The sequence below is a fragment of the Brevibacillus brevis genome, from assembly GCF_900637055.1.
GTDB classification, from domain to species: domain Bacteria; phylum Bacillota; class Bacilli; order Brevibacillales; family Brevibacillaceae; genus Brevibacillus; species Brevibacillus brevis.
Map to the genome: position 1 here is coordinate 2,471,289 of NZ_LR134338.1, position 18,420 is coordinate 2,489,708.

Sequence of the window (18,420 nt, forward strand, 5' to 3'; positions counted from 1 at the left end):
CCTTTTGCATATAGAAAGAGATATAGAGGGTGAAATCCGTGAAAAAAATAGCGCTCTTAGGTTCAACGGGGTCAGTTGGAACGAGCACGCTGGAAGTCGTAGATCAGCATCCTGAGGATTTTTCGGTGGTGGCTATGGCTGCTGGAACAAACGTCGATCTATTGACACGCCAGGTGGAAAAATTCAAGCCCGAGCTCGTTTCTGTAGGAAATGAGAAGGCTGCCGTTGAACTGCGAGATAGATTGGCGGGCAAGTCTCAACCAGAAATCGTTTACGGTGCGGAAGGATTGGAACTGGTTGCCCGTCATGAAGCTGCCAATTTCGTTATGACCGCTGTTGTCGGCAGTGTAGGGGTCGCACCTACACTCGCTGCGATTGAGGCGGGAAAAACAATTGGACTGGCCAACAAAGAGACACTGGTGAGCGCTGGCCCTGTCGTCATGAAACGAGCGAAAGAAAAAGGCGTATCGATTATTCCAGTAGACAGCGAGCATTCAGCTGTCTACCAATGTCTGCAAGGCGAGCGCAAGGAAGATGTGGCGCGAGTTATTTTGACCGCTTCAGGAGGTTCCTTCCGTCACCTCTCTCGCGAGGATCTACAGCAAGTGACAGTAGAGCAGGCATTGGCTCATCCGAATTGGAGCATGGGTGCAAAAATTACCATCGATTCTGCTACCATGATGAACAAAGGTTTTGAAGTGATCGAGGCTCATTGGCTGTTTGATTTACCTTATGAGAAGATCGAATGCGTATTGCATTATGAAAGTATCATACACTCTATGGTAGAATACAAAGACAGAGCCGTCATGGCCCAACTCGGTACGCCGGATATGAAGGTTCCGATTCAGTACGCCATGAGCTATCCCATCAGAAAAAAACTGCCTACGGAACCACTTGATTTGGTCAAGATCGCCACGCTTCATTTTGCAGCCATGGATTATGAGCGTTATCCTCTGTTAAAATTAGCGTATGAGTGCGGTATAGCAGGTGGTACGCATACGGCAGTACTGAATGCAGCCAATGAGGTCGCAGTTGATAGGTTCTTGAAGGGAGCCATTAGTTTTTTAGACATCGAAAAGGTCGTCCGAAAAACTTGCGAAGCTCACGCTGGTGTAGCGAGCCCAAAGCTTGCGGATATTTTTGCAGCTGATGATTGGGCACGTTCTTACGCGCTCGTCTCCATCTAAGGAATATGAGTGTTAGATACTTGACAGAAAGGTGGCTGTTCACTTGCCTTTGCCCAACCTGGATTCCGTTGAATCAATTCTCGCGATTGTAGTTGTATTTGGGGTACTTGTCTTTGTGCACGAACTAGGACACTTCCTTCTGGCCAAGAGGGCAGGGATCTTATGTCGTGAATTTGCACTGGGAATGGGGCCAAAAATTTTTCGCGTGAAGCGGGGAGAAACGGAATACACCTTACGCCTGTTACCCATCGGTGGACTTGTTCGCATGGCGGGGGAAGACCCGGAGATGGATATGTTGAAACCGCACATGGAAGTAAGCGTGGAGCGGGATGCGTTAGGAAAGGTCACACATATTTTGCTCGATGGGCCAAGTTCTGGTTCTGCTCGTGCGATCACCGGTACGGTGGTACAATTTGATTTGGAGCAAAATTTAAATATCGTGCTTGAACTGGATGGAGAGCAGAAGACGTTTGCTGTTCATCCACAGGCTCATCTGGTCAAGGATGGACAAGAAGTACAGATTGCCCCTCTGAACAGACAATTCAAAGGCAAGACCGTATCACAACGTTTTTGGGCGATTTTTGCAGGACCTGCAGCCAACTTTTTGCTGGCGTTTGTTTTGTTTATCGTGATCGGCTTCTTGTACGGCGTACCGAATGGCAGCTATCTGGGGAATGTAATTCCGGGAGGACCTGCAGCTCAAGCTGGATTATTGCCAGGTGATAAGGTGATCGCGATTCAAGGTCAGCCTGTATCCTCGTGGAAAGATGTTGTAGAGAAGATTAGCAAAGCGCCGGATCAACAATTAACCTTTGAGTACGAGCGCAATGGCCAGCGGATGACTGTGCCAGTTAAAGTAGAGAAAGATGAAAACAACGTGGGCAAAATCATGGTTACCTACGCACTCACGTTTTCCCCAGGAGAGGTTTTGAAATACGGTGCGACCTCCACATACGAGTTTACAGTGATGATCTTGAAGAGCTTAGGTATGCTTATAATTGGAGAATACGGGCTAAAGGACTTGAGTGGTCCAGTTGGCATTTTTAAGATGACTGGAGAGGTTGCCCAACAAGGTATGGCGGTTCTGTTGAAGTGGTCCGCGGCTTTGAGCATTAACCTTGGGTTGTTCAATCTGTTGCCACTGCCAGCCTTGGATGGCGGACGTCTCGCATTCTTGGGAGTAGAGGCGCTGCGTGGTCGACCTGTTGACCCGCATAAAGAAGGAATGGTTCATTTCTTGGGCTTTGCCTTTTTGATGTTGCTGATTTTGGTAGTGACTTGGAATGATCTGCAACGATTGTTCTCCTAAACACGTACTAACACGATAGAAAGAAAAACAGACATACGTAAAAGGATGGTGCAAAATGTTCAAGCGCGAGGAGACGAAACCGGTTTTTGTAGGTGGAGTGCAAATCGGGGGCCAAAAAAGCGTAGTCATCCAGTCGATGACGACAGCAGACACACGTGATGTAGAAAAAACTCTGGCCGAGATTCAGAGACTGCACGATGTCGGTTGCCAAATTGTTCGCTTGGCCGTCATCAATGAAGATGCAGCACGTGCCATCAAAAAAATTAAAGAACGCTCCCCGTTGCCGCTTGTTGCCGACATTCATTTCGACCACAAGCTGGCATTGATTGCACTGGAGAGCGGGATTGATAAAATTCGGATCAACCCAGGCAACATCGGATCGAAAGAAAAAACGCAACGCGTAGTGGAAGCGTGCCGCGAGCGCAATGTTCCGATCCGTATCGGGGTCAACTCCGGTTCAGTAGAAAGAAGGCTTTTGGAAAAATACGGTTACCCTTCTCCGGAAGCGATCGTAGAAAGTGCAATAGACCACGTTCAAATTCTGGAAGACTTGAATTACGATAACATCGTCATTTCCTTGAAGTCTTCCGATGTTCCAACGATGATTCAAACCTATTCGTTGATGGCACAGAAACGCAACTATCCGCTGCATGTTGGTGTAACAGAAGCAGGTACACAGTTCTCCGGCAGCATTAAGTCTTCAGTAGGAATCGGAACGGTATTGTCGATGGGAATCGGTGACACCATCCGCGTATCCCTGACGGCTGATCCTGTTGAAGAAATTAAAGTAGCGAAACAAATCCTTCGCAGCTTGGATATCGTGAACAACGATCCAGTGGTCATTGCATGCCCATCTTGCGGTCGATGCGCAATTGATTTGATCGGATTGGCAACAAAAGTCGAGGATGCTATTTCTACACTGAAAGTACCGTTAAAAGTAGCGGTAATGGGTTGCGCGGTAAATGGCCCTGGTGAAGCTCGTGAAGCAGATGTAGGCGTTGCGGGCGGAAATGGCGAGGGCTTGATTTTCCGTAATGGTGAAATTGTTCGGAAAGTAAAAGAAACCGAGTTGTTTGAAGAGCTGATGAAAGAAATTAACGAAATAGTAAACGAGCAAAAACCTACAACTGTAGGGTAATGCATGTGATTGCTGATAAGGCATAAGGAGGACACGCACGTGTTGAAGCAAAGTCAAATGTTGATTCCTACCCTGCGGGAAGTGCCATCCGACGCGGAGATTGCCAGCCACAAGCTGCTGCTCCGCGCTGGTATGGCCCGCCAACTGGCTTCCGGTATTTATACGTACCTGCCCCTGGCGCTCCGTTCCCTACACAAAATCCAAGCGATTGTGCGTGAAGAAATGAACAATGCTGGGGGACAAGAGCTGTTGATGCCAGCGATGCAACCAGCTGAGCTGTGGCATCAAACGGGTCGCTGGGATGTATACGGTCCCGAGCTCGTTCGCCTGCGTGATCGTCATGATCGTCCTTTTGCCTTGGGTCCAACCCACGAAGAAGTCATTACGAGTCTCGTGCGTGATGAGATTAACTCTTACAAAAAACTCCCGATCAACCTTTATCAAATTCAAACCAAGTTCCGTGATGAAGTTCGTCCGCGCTTCGGTTTGATTCGTTGCCGCGAGTTTATTATGAAGGATGCTTATTCTTTTGATACGTCACAGGAAGGTCTGGATCGCAACTTCCAGGCGATGTACGATGCGTACACGAACATCTTTACCCGTGTAGGCTTGAACTTCCGTGCGGTAGAAGCGGATGCAGGTGCAATCGGCGGAAAAGGCACATACGAATTCATGGCGTTGTGCGACATTGGGGAAGACACGATTGCTTATTCTGAAGAAGGCGATTATGCGGCCAACTTGGAAAAGGCAGAAGTCGTGTACAAGCCATCTGCGAAGCCGGCAACAGAAGCGCCAGCTCGAGAAAAATTGCATACGCCTGGCATGAAAACGATCGACCAATTGGTACAAGCCCTGCAAATCGAAGCAAAGCAAATCATCAAGAGTCTCATTTATCGCGTAGACGACAAGCTGGTTATGGTGCTGGTGCGCGGTGATCATGAGATCAATGAAGTGAAGCTGAAAAACTTGTATGATGCTACAATCGTAGGACTGGCTTCTGAAGCGGATATCGTTTCGGTAACAGGGGCACCTGCAGGTTTTGTTGGCCCAGTTGGCATTGATCCTGAAAAAGTGGAAATCATCGCGGACAATTTTGTTCAAGATGTTTATGATGGTGTCGTCGGTGCCAATGAAACTGACTATCATCTGACACACGTAGTTGCTGGCCGTGATTTTACGGTTTCCCAATACGCTGACTTGCGCAACATTACAGAAGGCGACGAATGCCCTCGGTCAGGTGGTGTTATCAAGTTTGCACGTGGTGTAGAAGTCGGTCACGTATTCAAGCTGGGTACGAAATACTCCACAGCGATGGGTGCTACGTACTTGGATGAGAACGGTCGCAGTCAACCGATGATCATGGGCTGCTACGGAATCGGTGTATCTCGCACAATTGCGGCAGTGATCGAGCAGAACAATGATGAAAATGGTATCATCTGGCCAGTATCTGTTGCACCTTTCCATGTGCATGTGATTCCGGTCAATGTTAAAGTAGAAGAGCAACGTCAAGTCAGTGAACAAATTACAGAAGCATTGCGCAAGGCTGGCGTAGAAGTTTTGTTTGACGATCGTCCTGAGCGTGCTGGTGTAAAGTTTAAAGACGCTGATTTGATTGGATTGCCTCTGCGTATTACCGTCTCCGATAAAGCAGCACAAGAAGGAACAGTTGAAGTGCGTATTCGCAAAAATGGTGAAACACATGATGTGAAGCTGGATCAATTGGTTGATGAAGTGAAAGGCCTCTTATCTCGTGTTGACCATACCGGAGCTGCCTTGTTCGGTAACTAGTTGCATGCAGGAATAAGAAGGATTTTGTCGAATTTTTACGGGGTACTCCCCTGGATTAACGGGGAGTGCCTCTTTTTCTTGTTTGAACGCTCACTTATAGGGAAGGTGGGAAAACCGTGGACCGTTTACAAGAGCAAAAACATCGCTTCTCCCTATTGGTCAAGCAAATGGAAGTTCCTGACGAATGGGTGGAGCGATTTTTTCTTGATGCTCAGATTGAAAAGCTAGAGCTGTATAAGCAAAACAAAGAATGGGTTTTTCACTTTGCCCTCCCGAGAATGATACCTGCGGATGTTTATGCAGCTTTTACCAAGCGATTGACGCATACATTTTCACATCTAGCCAAAGTAGATACCCGATTTCGCTATCTGCAAAAGCCGTCTCTCGATCACGTAGTCGAAGAGTATTGGGATGTCTTGCTGGCGGGTCTGGAGCCAACTCTGAACTCCTTGGCAGTTACGATGCGTCAAGCCCGTAAGCAAGTCGACCAACAGGAAGTCAAGGTGTACTTGCCAACGGAGATGTCCGTTGAGGTTGCCAAGCGAAAACGAGCGGATAATGAGCTTTTGGCTGCTTTCCAGAAAGCTACCGATTGTTCGATGCGCTTTACTTTCCATGGGGAAGAAAGCGATGACGCGTATAAGGCCTTTGAGGAGCAACGGAAAGAGGAAGAGCGCGCGCTCGTCGAAGTTGTGATGACTTCTGTTCAACAAGAGAACAAATCGTCTGATAAAGCTGAGGCTGTCACTACGCTCATGATGGGGTATGAAATCAAAGATGCACCGATCCCGATTTGCGAAATTCAAGATGAGGAACGGCGTATCGTCATCCAAGGAACCGTATTTAACGTGGAAGTAAAAGAGCTTCGCAGTGGACGTCATTTGCTCACGTTCAACGTTTCAGACTATACGGATTCTCTCACGGTGAAGATGTTCTCCCGCGATAAAGAAGACGTGAAAATGCTTGAATTGCTGAAAGACGGCATGTGGGTGAAAGTGCGGGGAAGTGTACAGCATGACACATTTGTACGCGATCTAGTTATGAATGCCAATGATTTGAACCAGATTGAGCAGGTCATTCGCAAAGATCAAGCGGATGAAAAACGGGTCGAGCTCCATTGCCATACGCCGATGAGTGCGCTGGATGCTGTTGCATCTGTAAAATCACTGGTCTCGACGGCAGCAAAGTGGGGGCATAAAGCAATTGCTGTCACTGACCATGGTGTCGTGCAGGCTTTTCCAGAGGCGTATTCCATCGCCAAAAAGAACAATATCAAATGCATTCTCGGTATGGAAGCGTACGTAGTCGAGGATGGTATCGATATCGTTTACAACCTGCAAGCAGACAATAATCTTTCCATTGATGAAAATACGGAATATGTTGTGTTTGATACGGAAACGACGGGGTTAAACGCGTCAGAGCATACAATCATCGAGATCGCTGCTGTCAAAATGAAGGGCTCGGAAATTGTCGACCAATGGACGGAGCTGATCGACCCGCAATTGGAAATTGGGCCAAAGACAACTGAGATCACGGGGATTACCAACGAAATGCTCCGTGGGCAAGACACACTCGATGTGGTGCTCCGCAAGTTCAAGGATTTTACAGGTGACGCCATCCTGGTCGCGCACAACGCAGAGTTTGACAAAGCGTTTATTAATGCATGCGCTAAAAGGATTGGCATGGAGCCATGGAGCAATCCATTTTTAGATACACTGCCGTTGGCGCGCTTGATGTACAAAGGAATGCGCAATTATCGTTTGGGATCATTAGCGAAAAAGTTCAACGTCGAGCTCATCAATGCTCACCGTGCGTTGGACGATACCGTGGCATTGGCTCACGTGTTCCAGCAAATGCTAAAGGACATTAAAGAAGCGGAAATCAAATCGCTGGCGGAGTTGAATGAAAAAAGCAACGAAGAGGCGGATTACAAGAGTGGACGACCATTCCATGCGACGATTCTGGTGCAAAATAAAGAAGGCCTCAAAAACCTGTACAAGCTTGTAAGTCGTTCCCATGTGGAAACATTCTTCCGTTGGCCACGAATTCAGCGAAGCCAGCTGACCAAATACCGCGAAGGCTTGCTAATTGGTACGGCGTGCAAAGACGGAGAACTCATGCAATCGATTCTCCGCGGTAAGTCACCTGAAGAATTGAAGGAAGTTGCTGCTTTTTACGACTTTTTGGAATTACAGCCGGTTGCTCATTACTCACCCCTGTTGCGTAATGAAGAAATTCCTTCGCTGGAGACGATGAAAGGCTATCATGAAAAGATCGTCGAAATGGGAAAAGAGCTCGGCAAGCTGGTCGTAGCTACAGGGGATGTGCACTTTCTGAATCCCCAGGATGAGATCTTCCGCGATGTTTTCTTATTGTCAAAAGGTGATCCAACCGCAGGCAACCAGCCGCCGCTTTACTTTCATACAACGGATGAGATGCTGGAGGCGTTCTCCTTTTTGGGAGAAGAGACCGCAAAAGAAATTGTCGTGACGAACACAAATGCTATCGCGGATATGATTGAGGATATTAGTCCGATTCCAGACAAGCTGTACACGCCGATCATTGAAGGGGCGGACGATGAGCTGCGTCAAATGTGCTACGATAAGGCGAAGTCCTTATATGGCGATCCGTTGCCTGAGCTGGTCGAGCATCGCTTGGAAAAAGAATTGAACAGTATCATCAAGCACGGTTTCGGTGTGATTTATTTGATTTCACAGCGTTTGGTAACAAAGTCGTTGAAAGACGGTTATCTGGTAGGTTCTCGTGGGTCTGTAGGCTCTTCCTTTGTAGCGACCATGTCGGAGATTACAGAGGTTAATCCACTGCCGCCTCATTATCGTTGCCCAAATTGCAAACATAGCGAGTTCATTACAGATGGTTCAATCGCCTCTGGATTTGACCTGGAGGATAAAGCATGCCCGCAATGCGGAACCATGTATGCCAAGGATGGGCAAGACATCCCGTTCGAAACGTTCCTCGGCTTTAAAGGAGACAAGGTACCTGATATTGACTTGAACTTCTCTGGTGATTATCAGCCGCGTGCGCATAAGTACACACAGGAGCTGTTTGGAGCGGACTACGTATACCGTGCAGGAACGATTGGTACGGTTGCGGAAAAAACAGCGTATGGCTACGTGCGCAAGTATGCCGACGAACGAGGCATGACGTTGCGAAATGCGGAGATATCCCGGATCGTGAACGGCTGCACAGGTGTAAAAAGGACGACAGGGCAGCATCCGGGCGGAATTATCGTAGTACCTGACTACATGGAGATTGAAGACTTTTGTCCGATTCAGTTCCCGGCTGATGATAATGAGTCAGAATGGCGCACAACCCATTTCGACTTCCACTCCATTCATGACAACTTGCTAAAACTCGATATTCTGGGACACGACGATCCGACCGTCATTCGTATGCTGCAAGACTTGACGGGAATGGACCCGAAGACGATTCCACTGGATGATAAAAAGACGATGTCCATCTTCAGTTCGACGGAAGCCTTGGGGGTTACACCTGAGCAAATCGGTACGAACATGGGGACATTGGGCATTCCTGAGTTCGGAACCAAATTCGTACGTCAGATGTTAGAAGACACCAAACCGACTACGTTTGCCGAGCTTGTTCAGATTTCTGGACTCTCTCACGGTACGGACGTTTGGTTGAACAACGCTCAGGACTTGATCCGCAACGGTACCTGCAAGCTGCCAGATGTAATTGGTTGTCGTGACGATATCATGGTGTACTTGATCTATAAAGGGCTAGAGCCTTCTCGTGCCTTTAAGATCATGGAGTCCGTGCGTAAGGGTAAAGGGGTTCCTGAGGATGATCAGGAAGAAATGCGCAATAACAACGTGCCAGAATGGTATATTCAGTCGTGCCAGCGAATCAAGTACATGTTCCCGAAAGCGCATGCGACTGCCTACGTCATGATGGCTGTACGGATCGCATACTTCAAGGTTCATCGCCCATTGGAGTTTTACGCGACGTATTTCACTGTTCGCGCAGATGACTTTGATATTCCGCTGATGGTTAAAGGCTCAGCGGCGATCAAGCAAAAGATTGAAGAGATCGAGGGCAAGGGACACGATGCACAGCCAAAAGAAAAAGCATTGCTGACTGTCTTGGAGATGGCGCTGGAGATGGTAGAACGCGGCTTCCGTTTTGCCAACGTTGATTTGTACAAATCGGACGCTACTCGCTTCTTGATCGAAGGGGATTCTCTCATCGCTCCATTCAACGCCCTGCCTGGTTTAGGGACGAATGCAGCGATCAGTATCGTGCAAGCGAGAGAGCAAGGGGAGTTTTTGTCCAAGGAGGACCTCCTATCCCGATCCCGTATATCCAAGACCATTTTGGAGTTCTTGGATGAGCAAGGTGCTTTGAAAGGATTGCCAGAATCCAACCAGCTATCCTTGTTCTAAGGCGTGCGGTCAAGGCTCACAGTCATCCAAAGGTTGTCAGCGGAGGGCTGTTATGCTATAATTTTTTTGGAAATACTGGTTTTATACGCATGGCTGATCGAGAGTGGGGAAACCCACTCTTTCTTTCTGGCTACACCTCATGGTTCAAATGAGAAGGAGGTACTTGCTTGAGCAAGGTAACGAGCATCGTCACTGAACTCGTCACGCCCATTGTTGAAGAAGTGGGCCTGGAGCTGGTTGACATCGAGTACAAAAAGGAAGGCAGCAACTGGTTTCTGCGCGTGTTTATCGACAATGAAACTGGCAACATCGACATTGATGACTGCCGCCTTGTCAGCGAGAAGCTGAGCGAAAAACTAGACGAAGTAGATCCCATCCCTACGGCATACTTTTTAGAAGTATCTTCGCCGGGTGCTGAGCGCCCATTGCGCAAGGATAAGGATTTCACGAAAGCTGTCGGCAGAAATGTGCATATCACAACAAAAGAGCCAATAGAAGGTGCAACCACGTTCGAAGGCGAACTGATATCCTATGAGGATGGCAAGCTGACAGTAAAAGAAGCAAAGAAAACGTATGTAATTTCCCAAGAGCAAATTGACACGGCTAGAATGGCAATTATTTTTTAGTTGTCGCGGCCAGTGTTAGCCCGTGGTAAGTAAAGGAGGAGGCAACGAAAGTCATGAACGGCGATTTTATCGAGGCTTTAGAAGCCATTGAGAGAGAGAAAGGCATCACCAAAGACGTACTGATCGAGGCTATCGAAGCGGCTCTTATCTCTGGATACAAACGTAACTTCAACTCGGCCCAAAATGTGCGGGTGGATGTAAATCGTCATTCAGGTATGGTGCGTGTGTTTGCGCGGAAGAGCGTAGTCGAAGAGGTTTTGGATCCGCGCCTCGAGATCTCTCAAGAAGCAGCACAAGAAATCGATCCTAACTTCCGTCTGGAGGACATCGTAGAAATCGAGGTAACGCCTCGTGATTTCGGTCGTATTGCCGCTCAGACAGCGAAGCAAGTGGTTACGCAGCGCATTCGCGAAGCGGAGCGCGGTTTGATCTACAGCGAGTTTATTGAGCGTGAAGACGATATCGTAACTGGCGTCGTTCAACGTATGGACGCTCGCAATTATTACATTGATCTGGGTAAGGCGGAAGCTGTTATGCCGATCACTGAAAAAATGCCATCCGAAGATTTTAAATCACAAGATCGTGTGAAGGCATACATCATCAAAGTAGAGAAAACCACTAAAGGACCGCAAATCGTCGTTTCCCGTACTCACCCGGGGCTCTTGAAGCGCCTCTTCGAATTAGAAGTGCCAGAAATATATGACGGTGTGGTTGAAATCAAGTCTGTAGCGCGTGAAGCAGGTGATCGTTCGAAGATCGCTGTTCATTCGATCAACGCCGATGTAGATCCAGTTGGAGCATGTGTGGGTCCAAAGGGCATGCGTGTCCAAACGATCGTTACAGAGCTGAAAGGCGAGAAGATCGACATTGTCCGTTGGTCTGAAGATCCTGCCGAGTACGTAGCCAACGCACTCAGCCCTGCGAAGGTTCTGCATGTTGAGGTCAACGTCACGGAGAAGGTTACACGTGTAATCGTTCCCGATTATCAATTGTCTCTGGCGATTGGTAAGCGTGGTCAAAACGCACGTCTGGCAGCCAAGCTGACTGGCTGGAAAATCGATATCAAGAGCGAGTCCCAAGCCGACCAAGAAGGCATCGCTTATCCGAAAGAAGTAGAGAGCGATGAAGGGACGGACAACGAATAATCATGAAGCAAAAAAAGATCCCGTTGCGTAAGTGCATTGTTTGCCAAGGAATGTTTCCGAAAAAGGAATTAGTCCGCGTCGTCCGGACGCCAGAAGAAGAGATCGTCATTGATCTTACTGGAAGGGCGGCGGGACGCGGTACCTATGTGTGTCGGCAGGAAAGCTGTCTGAAGCCGGATGCGTTCGCATCGGGAAAATGGAAAAAAGTGCTGGAACGTGCCCTCAATATGTCCATCTCCCAAGAAAAGTATGATGCTTTCCGTGAGAAATGGCTGGAGATGATGGGAAAATGATCCCAAAAGCAGCACAACTACTCGGATTGGCGATGCGTGCGAGAAAGATCATTACCGGAGAGGAACTGGTCATTACCGCTATTCGTAATGGGCAGGCCCGCCTGGTATTGCTCGCATCAGATGCATCAGACAATACCGCCAAGAAAGTAAAGGATAAATGTTCCTATTACGGTGTCTCATGTGTAACCACTGGCGACCGACATTCATTGGGACACGCAATCGGAAAAGATGGGCGCGTTACCGTGGCGGTAACCGATGGGAAATTGGCCGAAAGCATTCAGCGTCTGCTCACCTAACTTAGAAAGGGTGAAGTATATTTGAAGACACGTGTGTATGAGTATGCCAAACAGCACAACATGAGCAGCAAGGAAATCCTCAATTTGCTAAAACGATTGAATATAGAAGTAGCAAATCATATGAGTATCATGGAAGAAGGGACGATCAAAAGGATCGAGGATCACATGGCCAAATTGCGATCTGGTGCCAAACCGGAAACGCGGAATACACCTAGTGATGCAAGACCCAAACAAACGGACGATCAACGACGCCCCAACGACTCCAGAGGACAACAGATCAAACCCCAGCAGCAAGCGGGGCAAGCTCAAACTGTTAGAAATGACAGACCAAATAACGATCGTGGAGGAAGCACCTCAAACACTAATCGTCCAGCTATCAACAGTGGAGGTAGCAATTCCGATCAAAATAGTCCTCAGCATGGAAAAAATCAGGGGAAGAATCAGGAGAGAAAACCAAACAATATGAGAAGTCAACCCGCAAAGTCGAATGACCGCAAGCCACAAGGTAACCAGCAACGACCACAAGGTCAAGGCCAACAAAGACCACAGAACAATCAGCAACGACCGCAAAACCAACAGCGTCCAGCTCAGAAAGCTGCGTCTACCACTCAACCTGCTGCTAATCAAACAGAGGGACGTACTGGTGAAGAGTTTGAAGACAAAGTGAAACTTCCTTCAAACGTGGGTACGGAAAAACGTGAGAAAATCAAAAAGGGACCACAAACACAAAAGACTTTTGAAGATAATAAAAAAAGTCAGCCGTTCCGTGGTGGTGGTAATAACCGCAACAACAACCGCCGTGGCAATAATTCGCGTGGTGGTCAAAAGGCACCGCGTCCTGTTTTTGACCCACCAACAAAGATCACATTTACAGAGTCTTTGACTGTAAACGAATTGGCTGTTAAGCTCCGCAAAGAACCTGCAGAAGTAATCAAAAAGTTGTTTAACTTGGGGATCATGGCAACGATTAACCAATACCTCGATCGCGATGCCATTGAACTCATTTGCACGGATTACGGTATTGAAGTCGAAGAAAAAATCATCATCGATGAGACTAACTTCGAAACGCTGGAAGAAGTAGATGCACCAGAAAGCCTGCTGGAGCGCCCGCCAGTTGTTACCATCATGGGTCACGTCGACCACGGGAAAACAACTTTGCTGGACGCGATTCGCTCTACAAACGTAGTAGCGGGAGAAGCAGGGGGAATTACACAGCATATCGGTGCGTACCAAGTTGAGATCAAAGGAAAGAAAATTACTTTCCTCGATACACCAGGTCACGCGGCGTTCACAACGATGCGTGCACGCGGTGCGCAAATCACAGATATCACTATTCTGGTTGTTGCAGCAGATGACGGTGTCATGCCGCAAACCATTGAGGCGATCAGCCACGCGAAAGCGGCAAATGTGCCAATCATCGTTGCGGTCAACAAGGTTGACAAACCGGAAGCAAATATTGACCGTATCAAGCAAGAGTTGACCGAGTATGAGCTGGTTGCCGAAGAGTGGGGCGGCGATACGATCTTCTCCCCATTGTCCGCTAAACAGCGTACAGGTATCGAAGAACTGCTCGAGTACATCTTGCTCGTATCCGAAGTACAAGAACTGAAAGCCAACCCAGACAAACTTGCCCGCGGTACCGTTGTCGAAGCTGAGCTAGACAAGGGACGTGGTCCAGTTGCAACCATCCTGGTTCAACAAGGTACTCTCCGTGTAGGTGATCCTATCGTTGTCGGTTCCGCTTTTGGACGTGTACGTGCGATGGTGAATGACAAAGGACGCCGTCTGAAAGAAGCTGGTCCATCTACGCCAGTAGAAATCACGGGTCTGAATGATGTTCCACAAGCAGGCGACCAGTTCCGTGTCTTTGAAGACGAGAAGAAAGCCCGCGCGATCGGGGAAGCACGTGCTTCCAAGCAACGTGAATCCGAGCGTCGTGAGAGCTCCCGCGTTTCTTTGGATGATCTGTTCCAACACATCCAAGAAGGCGACATCAAAGAACTGAACCTGATTGTAAAAGCAGACGTACACGGTTCTGTGGAAGCGCTGCGTGGTTCTTTGGAGAAAATCGATGTCAACGGAACTCGTGTGAAGATCATTCACACAGGTGTTGGTGCGATTACAGAATCCGATGTTACTTTGGCAAATGCTTCGAATGCTATCGTCATTGGTTTCAACGTACGTCCTGAACCGAATGCACGCAGCATGGCTGAACAAGAGAAAATCGACATTCGCCTGCACCGTGTTATCTACACTGTAATCGAAGAGATCGAGTCTGCTCTCAAAGGTATGCTTGATCCAGTCTTCAAAGAAAATATTATCGGTCAAGCTGAGATTCGTGAAGTGTTCAAAGTATCCAAAGTCGGAAACATTGCAGGTTGCTATGTGACTGAAGGTAAATTGAGCCGCGATGCTGGTGCGCGTTTGATCCGTGAAGGCATTGTAATTTATGAAGGTAAGCTCGATACTCTCAAGCGCTTCAAAGATGATGCGAAAGACGTTGCAGCTGGCTATGAGTGCGGTCTGACTTTGGAACGCTTCAATGACCTCAAAATCGGCGACGTAATCGAAGCATTCGTCATGGTTGAAGTGAAACAATAATGATTGCAGGTGTGCAGATTGAACTGTTTCTGCCCGCTAGCCAAAACCTGAAAGAAAAACGGGCCATCGTCAAAAGTCTGATCGGCAAGCTGCGGAGCCGATTTCATGTCTCCGCGGCAGAGGTGGCTTATCTCGAGCAATGGCAGCGTACCGTGTTGGGTATCGCTGCCGTTGCTAATGAGATCTCTTTTTTACAACAAGAAATGCAGGCTGTCATTCGATTCGTGGAAAACCATCCAGAGGTAGAGTTGATTCGCGTGGATACGGAATACTACGAGTAACGAGCAGTCAGCGGAGGTGAAAATCGATGAATAAAACACGAATCAGCCGCGTAGGCGAAGAAATCAAAAAAGAATTGAGCCTTGTATTGCAGCGTGGACTCAAAGATCCTCGTGTCGGTTTCGTAACGGTAACAGATGTAGAGGTAAGCAGTGACTTGCAATTGGCAAAAGTTTTTGTCAGCATTTTTGGCAGTGAGGAAGAGCGTAAAGCTTCTCTTGCAGGTTTGACAAAAGCAAAAGGTTATTTGCGTACGGAGATCGGGAAACGCGTTAAGCTGCGTCACATTCCTGATTTTGTATTCAAGCTGGACGAGTCCATTGACTACGGCAGCAAAATTGAATCAATCCTGCGGGAAATCTCCACAGAGGGAGAGAAACAGGATGAATCCTAATCAAATGGCAGTACAGGAAGCGGCGCGGTTTATGCAGGAGCACGACCGCTTCCTGGTTCTCTCTCATGTAAGTCCTGATGGAGATGCTACAGGATCTGCTTTGGGTGTCGTGCTCATGCTAGAGCAGTTGGGAAAAGAGTATGTGGTTGTAAATGAAGGGGAAACACCGATCAAGTTTAACTTCTTGCCGCGGTTTGACCGTCTTTATAACCTGCGCAAACAACCACTGAACGAGACGTTCGGGGCCGTAATCGCTGTAGACTGCGCGGATGAGTCGCGGATGGGCGATGTACGGTCTTTATTTGCGTCTGGCGCTGCTTTGCTGAATATCGATCACCATCCAACCAACGATCATTTTGGAACGGTAAATGTGGTTCGTCCGGATGCAGCCGCAACAGCAGAGATTTTGTTTGATGTTGCAGAAGCAGCAGGGGTTTCTTTCAATGAAGAGCTTGCGCTGTGCATCTATACCGGTCTTCTGACGGATACAGGCGGTTTCCGCTATTCCAATACATCGCCGCGCGTTATGGAAATCGCTGCTCGATTACTCGGATACGGCGTGAAGCCAGGAGACGTAGCAGAGCGCTGCTTGGAGGAAATCACTTTTGCCCATGTGAAAGTTTTGCGACGTGCTCTCCAAACCTTGCAACTGTCCCATCAAAATCAGGTTGCCTCCATCACTGTTTCAGCCGCAGATTTTGCCGAAGTCGGTGCTGAGCGAGAAGATGCTGGTGGATTGGTGAATTACTGCCGCAACATTGAAAGAGTCGAGGTCGGCGTTTCTTTTGTGGAAGCGGAACTGGGAGTGGTCAAGGTGAGCATGCGCGCTCGCGATCGGGTTGACGTAGCTGTCATTGCTAAGCAGCTCGGTGGCGGTGGACACGCAAAAGCAGCGGGATGCACGATTAAAGGACCACTTTCAGAAGTACAGCAAAAAGTATGGACTGTGCTGGACGATGCAGTAGGAGTGAAATTCGATGAGTAACGTGAACGGCGTGCTGGTTATCGATAAGCCAGCTGGTATGACTTCCCATGATTGTGTAGCACGTATTCGTCGATTGTATGGAACGAAAAAAGTGGGGCATACGGGTACACTGGATCCAGATGTGACTGGTGTACTCCCCATTTGTGTGGGACACGCAACGAGGCTAGTTGAATATTTGCAAGAGTTGCCTAAGCGCTATGAAGTAGTCATGCGCCTCGGCTCAACTACCACGACGGAAGATGCTTCCGGAGAAGTGGTGGAGCAAGCCAGAGTAGATGCAGCATCGATTACAATGGAGCGTATTCAAGCGCTGTTCGAATCCTTTTTGGGTGAAATGGAGCAGGTACCTCCGATGTTCTCTGCGGTAAAGGTAAACGGCAAGCGGCTGTACGACCTGGCTCGTGAAGGCACCGTGATCGAGCGGCAGGCACGGAAAGTAACGTTGTATGAGCTGACACTTCATAAGATTAGCGTGGATGGGGACACTGTCGATGTTGCATTTACGTGCACGTGCTCCAAAGGCACATACATGCGTACCTTATGTGTTGACCTCGGACGCGCTCTGGGTTATCCTGCCCATATGAAGCTGTTGCGGCGAATAAAAAGTGGCCCGTTCCAGGAGCAAGAGGCAATTCCCCTCGAGCAAATTGAGGAACAGGCAGCAAACGGGGAGGACATTTCCCGCCACTTGGTCTCCATCCCTCAGGCAATCTCGTTCTTACCATCGTTTCAGGTCAAGCCAGAACGGATCAAAGCAGTTCGTAATGGACTTGCGACTGCGCTTCCGGGCGTCACTGCGGAGGAAGGAAGTTTGATTTGCTTGTTTGCGGGGGAAGAATTACTTGGCATCCATCGTGTATGCCGTGGAGACAAAGGACTTTTCGCCAAACCAGAAAAAGTCTTTCCAGCCGAGGTGTAATCCGTGAAAACGATCTACCTGACATACCCGTTTCCGTCTGACCTGCAAGCGAATCCTTGTGCGATTGCACTGGGGTACTTTGATGGTGTACATATTGGGCATCGCCGAGTAATCCAAAAGGCGATTGATACAGCGAAAGCAAACGGATGGCAAAGTACGGTAGTGACCTTTGATCCGCATCCTCGAGAAGTATTGGGGCAAAGCGGTTATACTCGCTATTTGACACCACTTGCAGACAAGCTCGAGCAATTCGAAAAGATGGGCGTAGACACTACATATGTGATGAAGTTCGATATTAGCTTTGCGGCTATTTATCCAGAAGATTTCATCTCGGAATGCCTTCTCCCATTGGAATGCCGCCATATTGTCGTTGGCTTCGACTACACCTTTGGTTATCGCGGGATGGGTACTGCCCATACCTTGCAAGAAATGAGCAAAGGTCGCTATGGGCTCGACATCGTGGGTCCGGTAAATCGCTTGGGTGAAAAAGTGAGCAGTACAATCATCCGTGAATATCTTCATCATGGAGATGTTGAGCAGGTTCGCCATTTGTTAGGCCGCCCCTACAAAGTGCGCGGAACAGTCGTGCATGGCGACAAACGCGGTCGAACCATTGGTTTTCCTACAGCGAACGTCCAAGTGAATCAGCCGTATTTGATCGGAAAGAATGGTGTCTACGGTGTTTGCTTTACCGTGGATGAACAAAGCTACTATGGTGTCATGAACGTAGGGATCAAGCCTACATTTGAACTGGAGAAAAAAGAAAAGTCACTAGAAGTGCACATTTTTGAGTTCTCTGGTGAAATTTATGACAAAGAAGTAGAAGTAGAGTTCCTGTTCTACATTCGGGAAGAACAGAAATTTGCTGGAGTCGATGCACTCATCGCGCAAATTGGACGAGATGTACAAACGGCGAAGCAAAAATTCGCAGAGGGAATCTCGTAAAGGATTCTCTTTGCTTTTCACAAAATGGTATGCTATAATTCAAAACGTTGTACAGATAACCGTAGCTTGGCTGTCCGATTCTCACCGACGGCAG

Annotated in this window: 15 protein-coding genes; all 15 read left to right on the forward strand. The window is 48.2% G+C overall.

What is annotated here, in order from left to right:
- Positions 1-38 precede the first annotated feature (38 nt).
- The 15 genes from EL268_RS12470 (at position 39) to EL268_RS12540 (ending at position 18,326) form a co-directional block, all read left to right on the forward strand.
- A complete protein-coding gene (locus EL268_RS12470) occupies positions 39-1,187 on the forward strand; it encodes a 1-deoxy-D-xylulose-5-phosphate reductoisomerase (protein WP_106653561.1) in 1,149 nt (382 codons plus the stop codon).
- A 43-nt stretch (positions 1,188-1,230) separates the two neighbouring features.
- Positions 1,231-2,496: an RIP metalloprotease RseP gene (rseP, locus tag EL268_RS12475; protein WP_106653484.1), complete on the forward strand. Its 1,266-nt coding sequence runs from the start codon at positions 1,231-1,233 to the stop codon at positions 2,494-2,496.
- A 55-nt stretch (positions 2,497-2,551) separates the two neighbouring features.
- A complete protein-coding gene (ispG, locus tag EL268_RS12480; protein ID WP_007719240.1) occupies positions 2,552-3,634 on the forward strand; it encodes a flavodoxin-dependent (E)-4-hydroxy-3-methylbut-2-enyl-diphosphate synthase in 1,083 nt (360 codons plus the stop codon).
- Positions 3,635-3,676: 42 nt separating this feature from the next.
- Positions 3,677-5,422, forward strand: coding sequence for a proline--tRNA ligase (locus EL268_RS12485; protein WP_141385434.1), 1,746 nt, complete (start codon positions 3,677-3,679; stop codon positions 5,420-5,422).
- 116 nt (positions 5,423-5,538) lie between these two features.
- Positions 5,539-9,843, forward strand: coding sequence for a PolC-type DNA polymerase III (locus EL268_RS12490; RefSeq protein WP_106653486.1), 4,305 nt, complete (start codon positions 5,539-5,541; stop codon positions 9,841-9,843).
- 167 nt (positions 9,844-10,010) lie between these two features.
- Entirely contained in the window at positions 10,011-10,469 is a 459-nt protein-coding gene (gene rimP / locus EL268_RS12495; RefSeq protein ID WP_106653487.1) for a ribosome maturation factor RimP, read from the forward strand.
- A 53-nt stretch (positions 10,470-10,522) separates the two neighbouring features.
- Positions 10,523-11,614 (forward strand): transcription termination factor NusA, encoded by a 1,092-nt coding sequence (gene nusA, locus EL268_RS12500; protein WP_106653488.1) that lies wholly within the window; start codon positions 10,523-10,525, stop codon positions 11,612-11,614.
- 2 nt (positions 11,615-11,616) lie between these two features.
- Positions 11,617-11,907, forward strand: a complete 291-nt coding sequence (gene rnpM / locus EL268_RS12505; RefSeq protein ID WP_017249292.1) for an RNase P modulator RnpM — start codon at positions 11,617-11,619, stop codon at positions 11,905-11,907.
- Complete coding sequence (locus tag EL268_RS12510; protein ID WP_106653489.1) at positions 11,904-12,203, forward strand: YlxQ family RNA-binding protein; 300 nt, start codon at positions 11,904-11,906, stop codon at positions 12,201-12,203. The genes rnpM and EL268_RS12510 overlap by 4 nt, the downstream gene beginning before the upstream one ends.
- Positions 12,204-12,224: 21 nt before the next feature.
- Positions 12,225-14,804, forward strand: a complete 2,580-nt coding sequence (gene infB / locus EL268_RS12515; RefSeq protein WP_106653490.1) for a translation initiation factor IF-2 — start codon at positions 12,225-12,227, stop codon at positions 14,802-14,804.
- A complete protein-coding gene (locus tag EL268_RS12520) occupies positions 14,804-15,085 on the forward strand; it encodes a DUF503 domain-containing protein (RefSeq protein WP_106653491.1) in 282 nt (93 codons plus the stop codon). The genes infB and EL268_RS12520 overlap by 1 nt, the downstream gene beginning before the upstream one ends.
- A 26-nt stretch (positions 15,086-15,111) precedes the next feature.
- Positions 15,112-15,477, forward strand: a complete 366-nt coding sequence (gene rbfA, locus EL268_RS12525; RefSeq protein ID WP_007719226.1) for a 30S ribosome-binding factor RbfA — start codon at positions 15,112-15,114, stop codon at positions 15,475-15,477.
- Positions 15,467-16,462: a DHH family phosphoesterase gene (locus EL268_RS12530; protein ID WP_106653492.1), complete on the forward strand. Its 996-nt coding sequence runs from the start codon at positions 15,467-15,469 to the stop codon at positions 16,460-16,462. Before rbfA ends, EL268_RS12530 begins: the two co-directional genes overlap by 11 nt.
- Positions 16,455-17,381: a tRNA pseudouridine(55) synthase TruB gene (gene truB / locus EL268_RS12535; RefSeq protein ID WP_106653493.1), complete on the forward strand. Its 927-nt coding sequence runs from the start codon at positions 16,455-16,457 to the stop codon at positions 17,379-17,381. The genes EL268_RS12530 and truB overlap by 8 nt, the downstream gene beginning before the upstream one ends.
- A gap of 3 nt (positions 17,382-17,384) precedes the next feature.
- Positions 17,385-18,326 (forward strand): bifunctional riboflavin kinase/FAD synthetase, encoded by a 942-nt coding sequence (locus EL268_RS12540; protein WP_106653494.1) that lies wholly within the window; start codon positions 17,385-17,387, stop codon positions 18,324-18,326.
- The last annotated feature ends 94 nt before the right edge of the window (positions 18,327-18,420 follow it).

Coding starts and splice junctions, on each gene's coding strand:
- ispG (WP_007719240.1), top strand. CDS start 2,552: ATGTTCAAGCGCGAGGAGACGAAACCGGTTTTTGTAGGTGGAGTGCAA.
- nusA (WP_106653488.1), top strand. CDS start 10,523: ATGAACGGCGATTTTATCGAGGCTTTAGAAGCCATTGAGAGAGAGAAA.
- rnpM (WP_017249292.1), top strand. CDS start 11,617: ATGAAGCAAAAAAAGATCCCGTTGCGTAAGTGCATTGTTTGCCAAGGA.
- EL268_RS12510 (WP_106653489.1), top strand. CDS start 11,904: ATGATCCCAAAAGCAGCACAACTACTCGGATTGGCGATGCGTGCGAGA.
- EL268_RS12520 (WP_106653491.1), top strand. CDS start 14,804: ATGATTGCAGGTGTGCAGATTGAACTGTTTCTGCCCGCTAGCCAAAAC.
- rbfA (WP_007719226.1), top strand. CDS start 15,112: ATGAATAAAACACGAATCAGCCGCGTAGGCGAAGAAATCAAAAAAGAA.
- EL268_RS12530 (WP_106653492.1), top strand. CDS start 15,467: ATGAATCCTAATCAAATGGCAGTACAGGAAGCGGCGCGGTTTATGCAG.
- truB (WP_106653493.1), top strand. CDS start 16,455: ATGAGTAACGTGAACGGCGTGCTGGTTATCGATAAGCCAGCTGGTATG.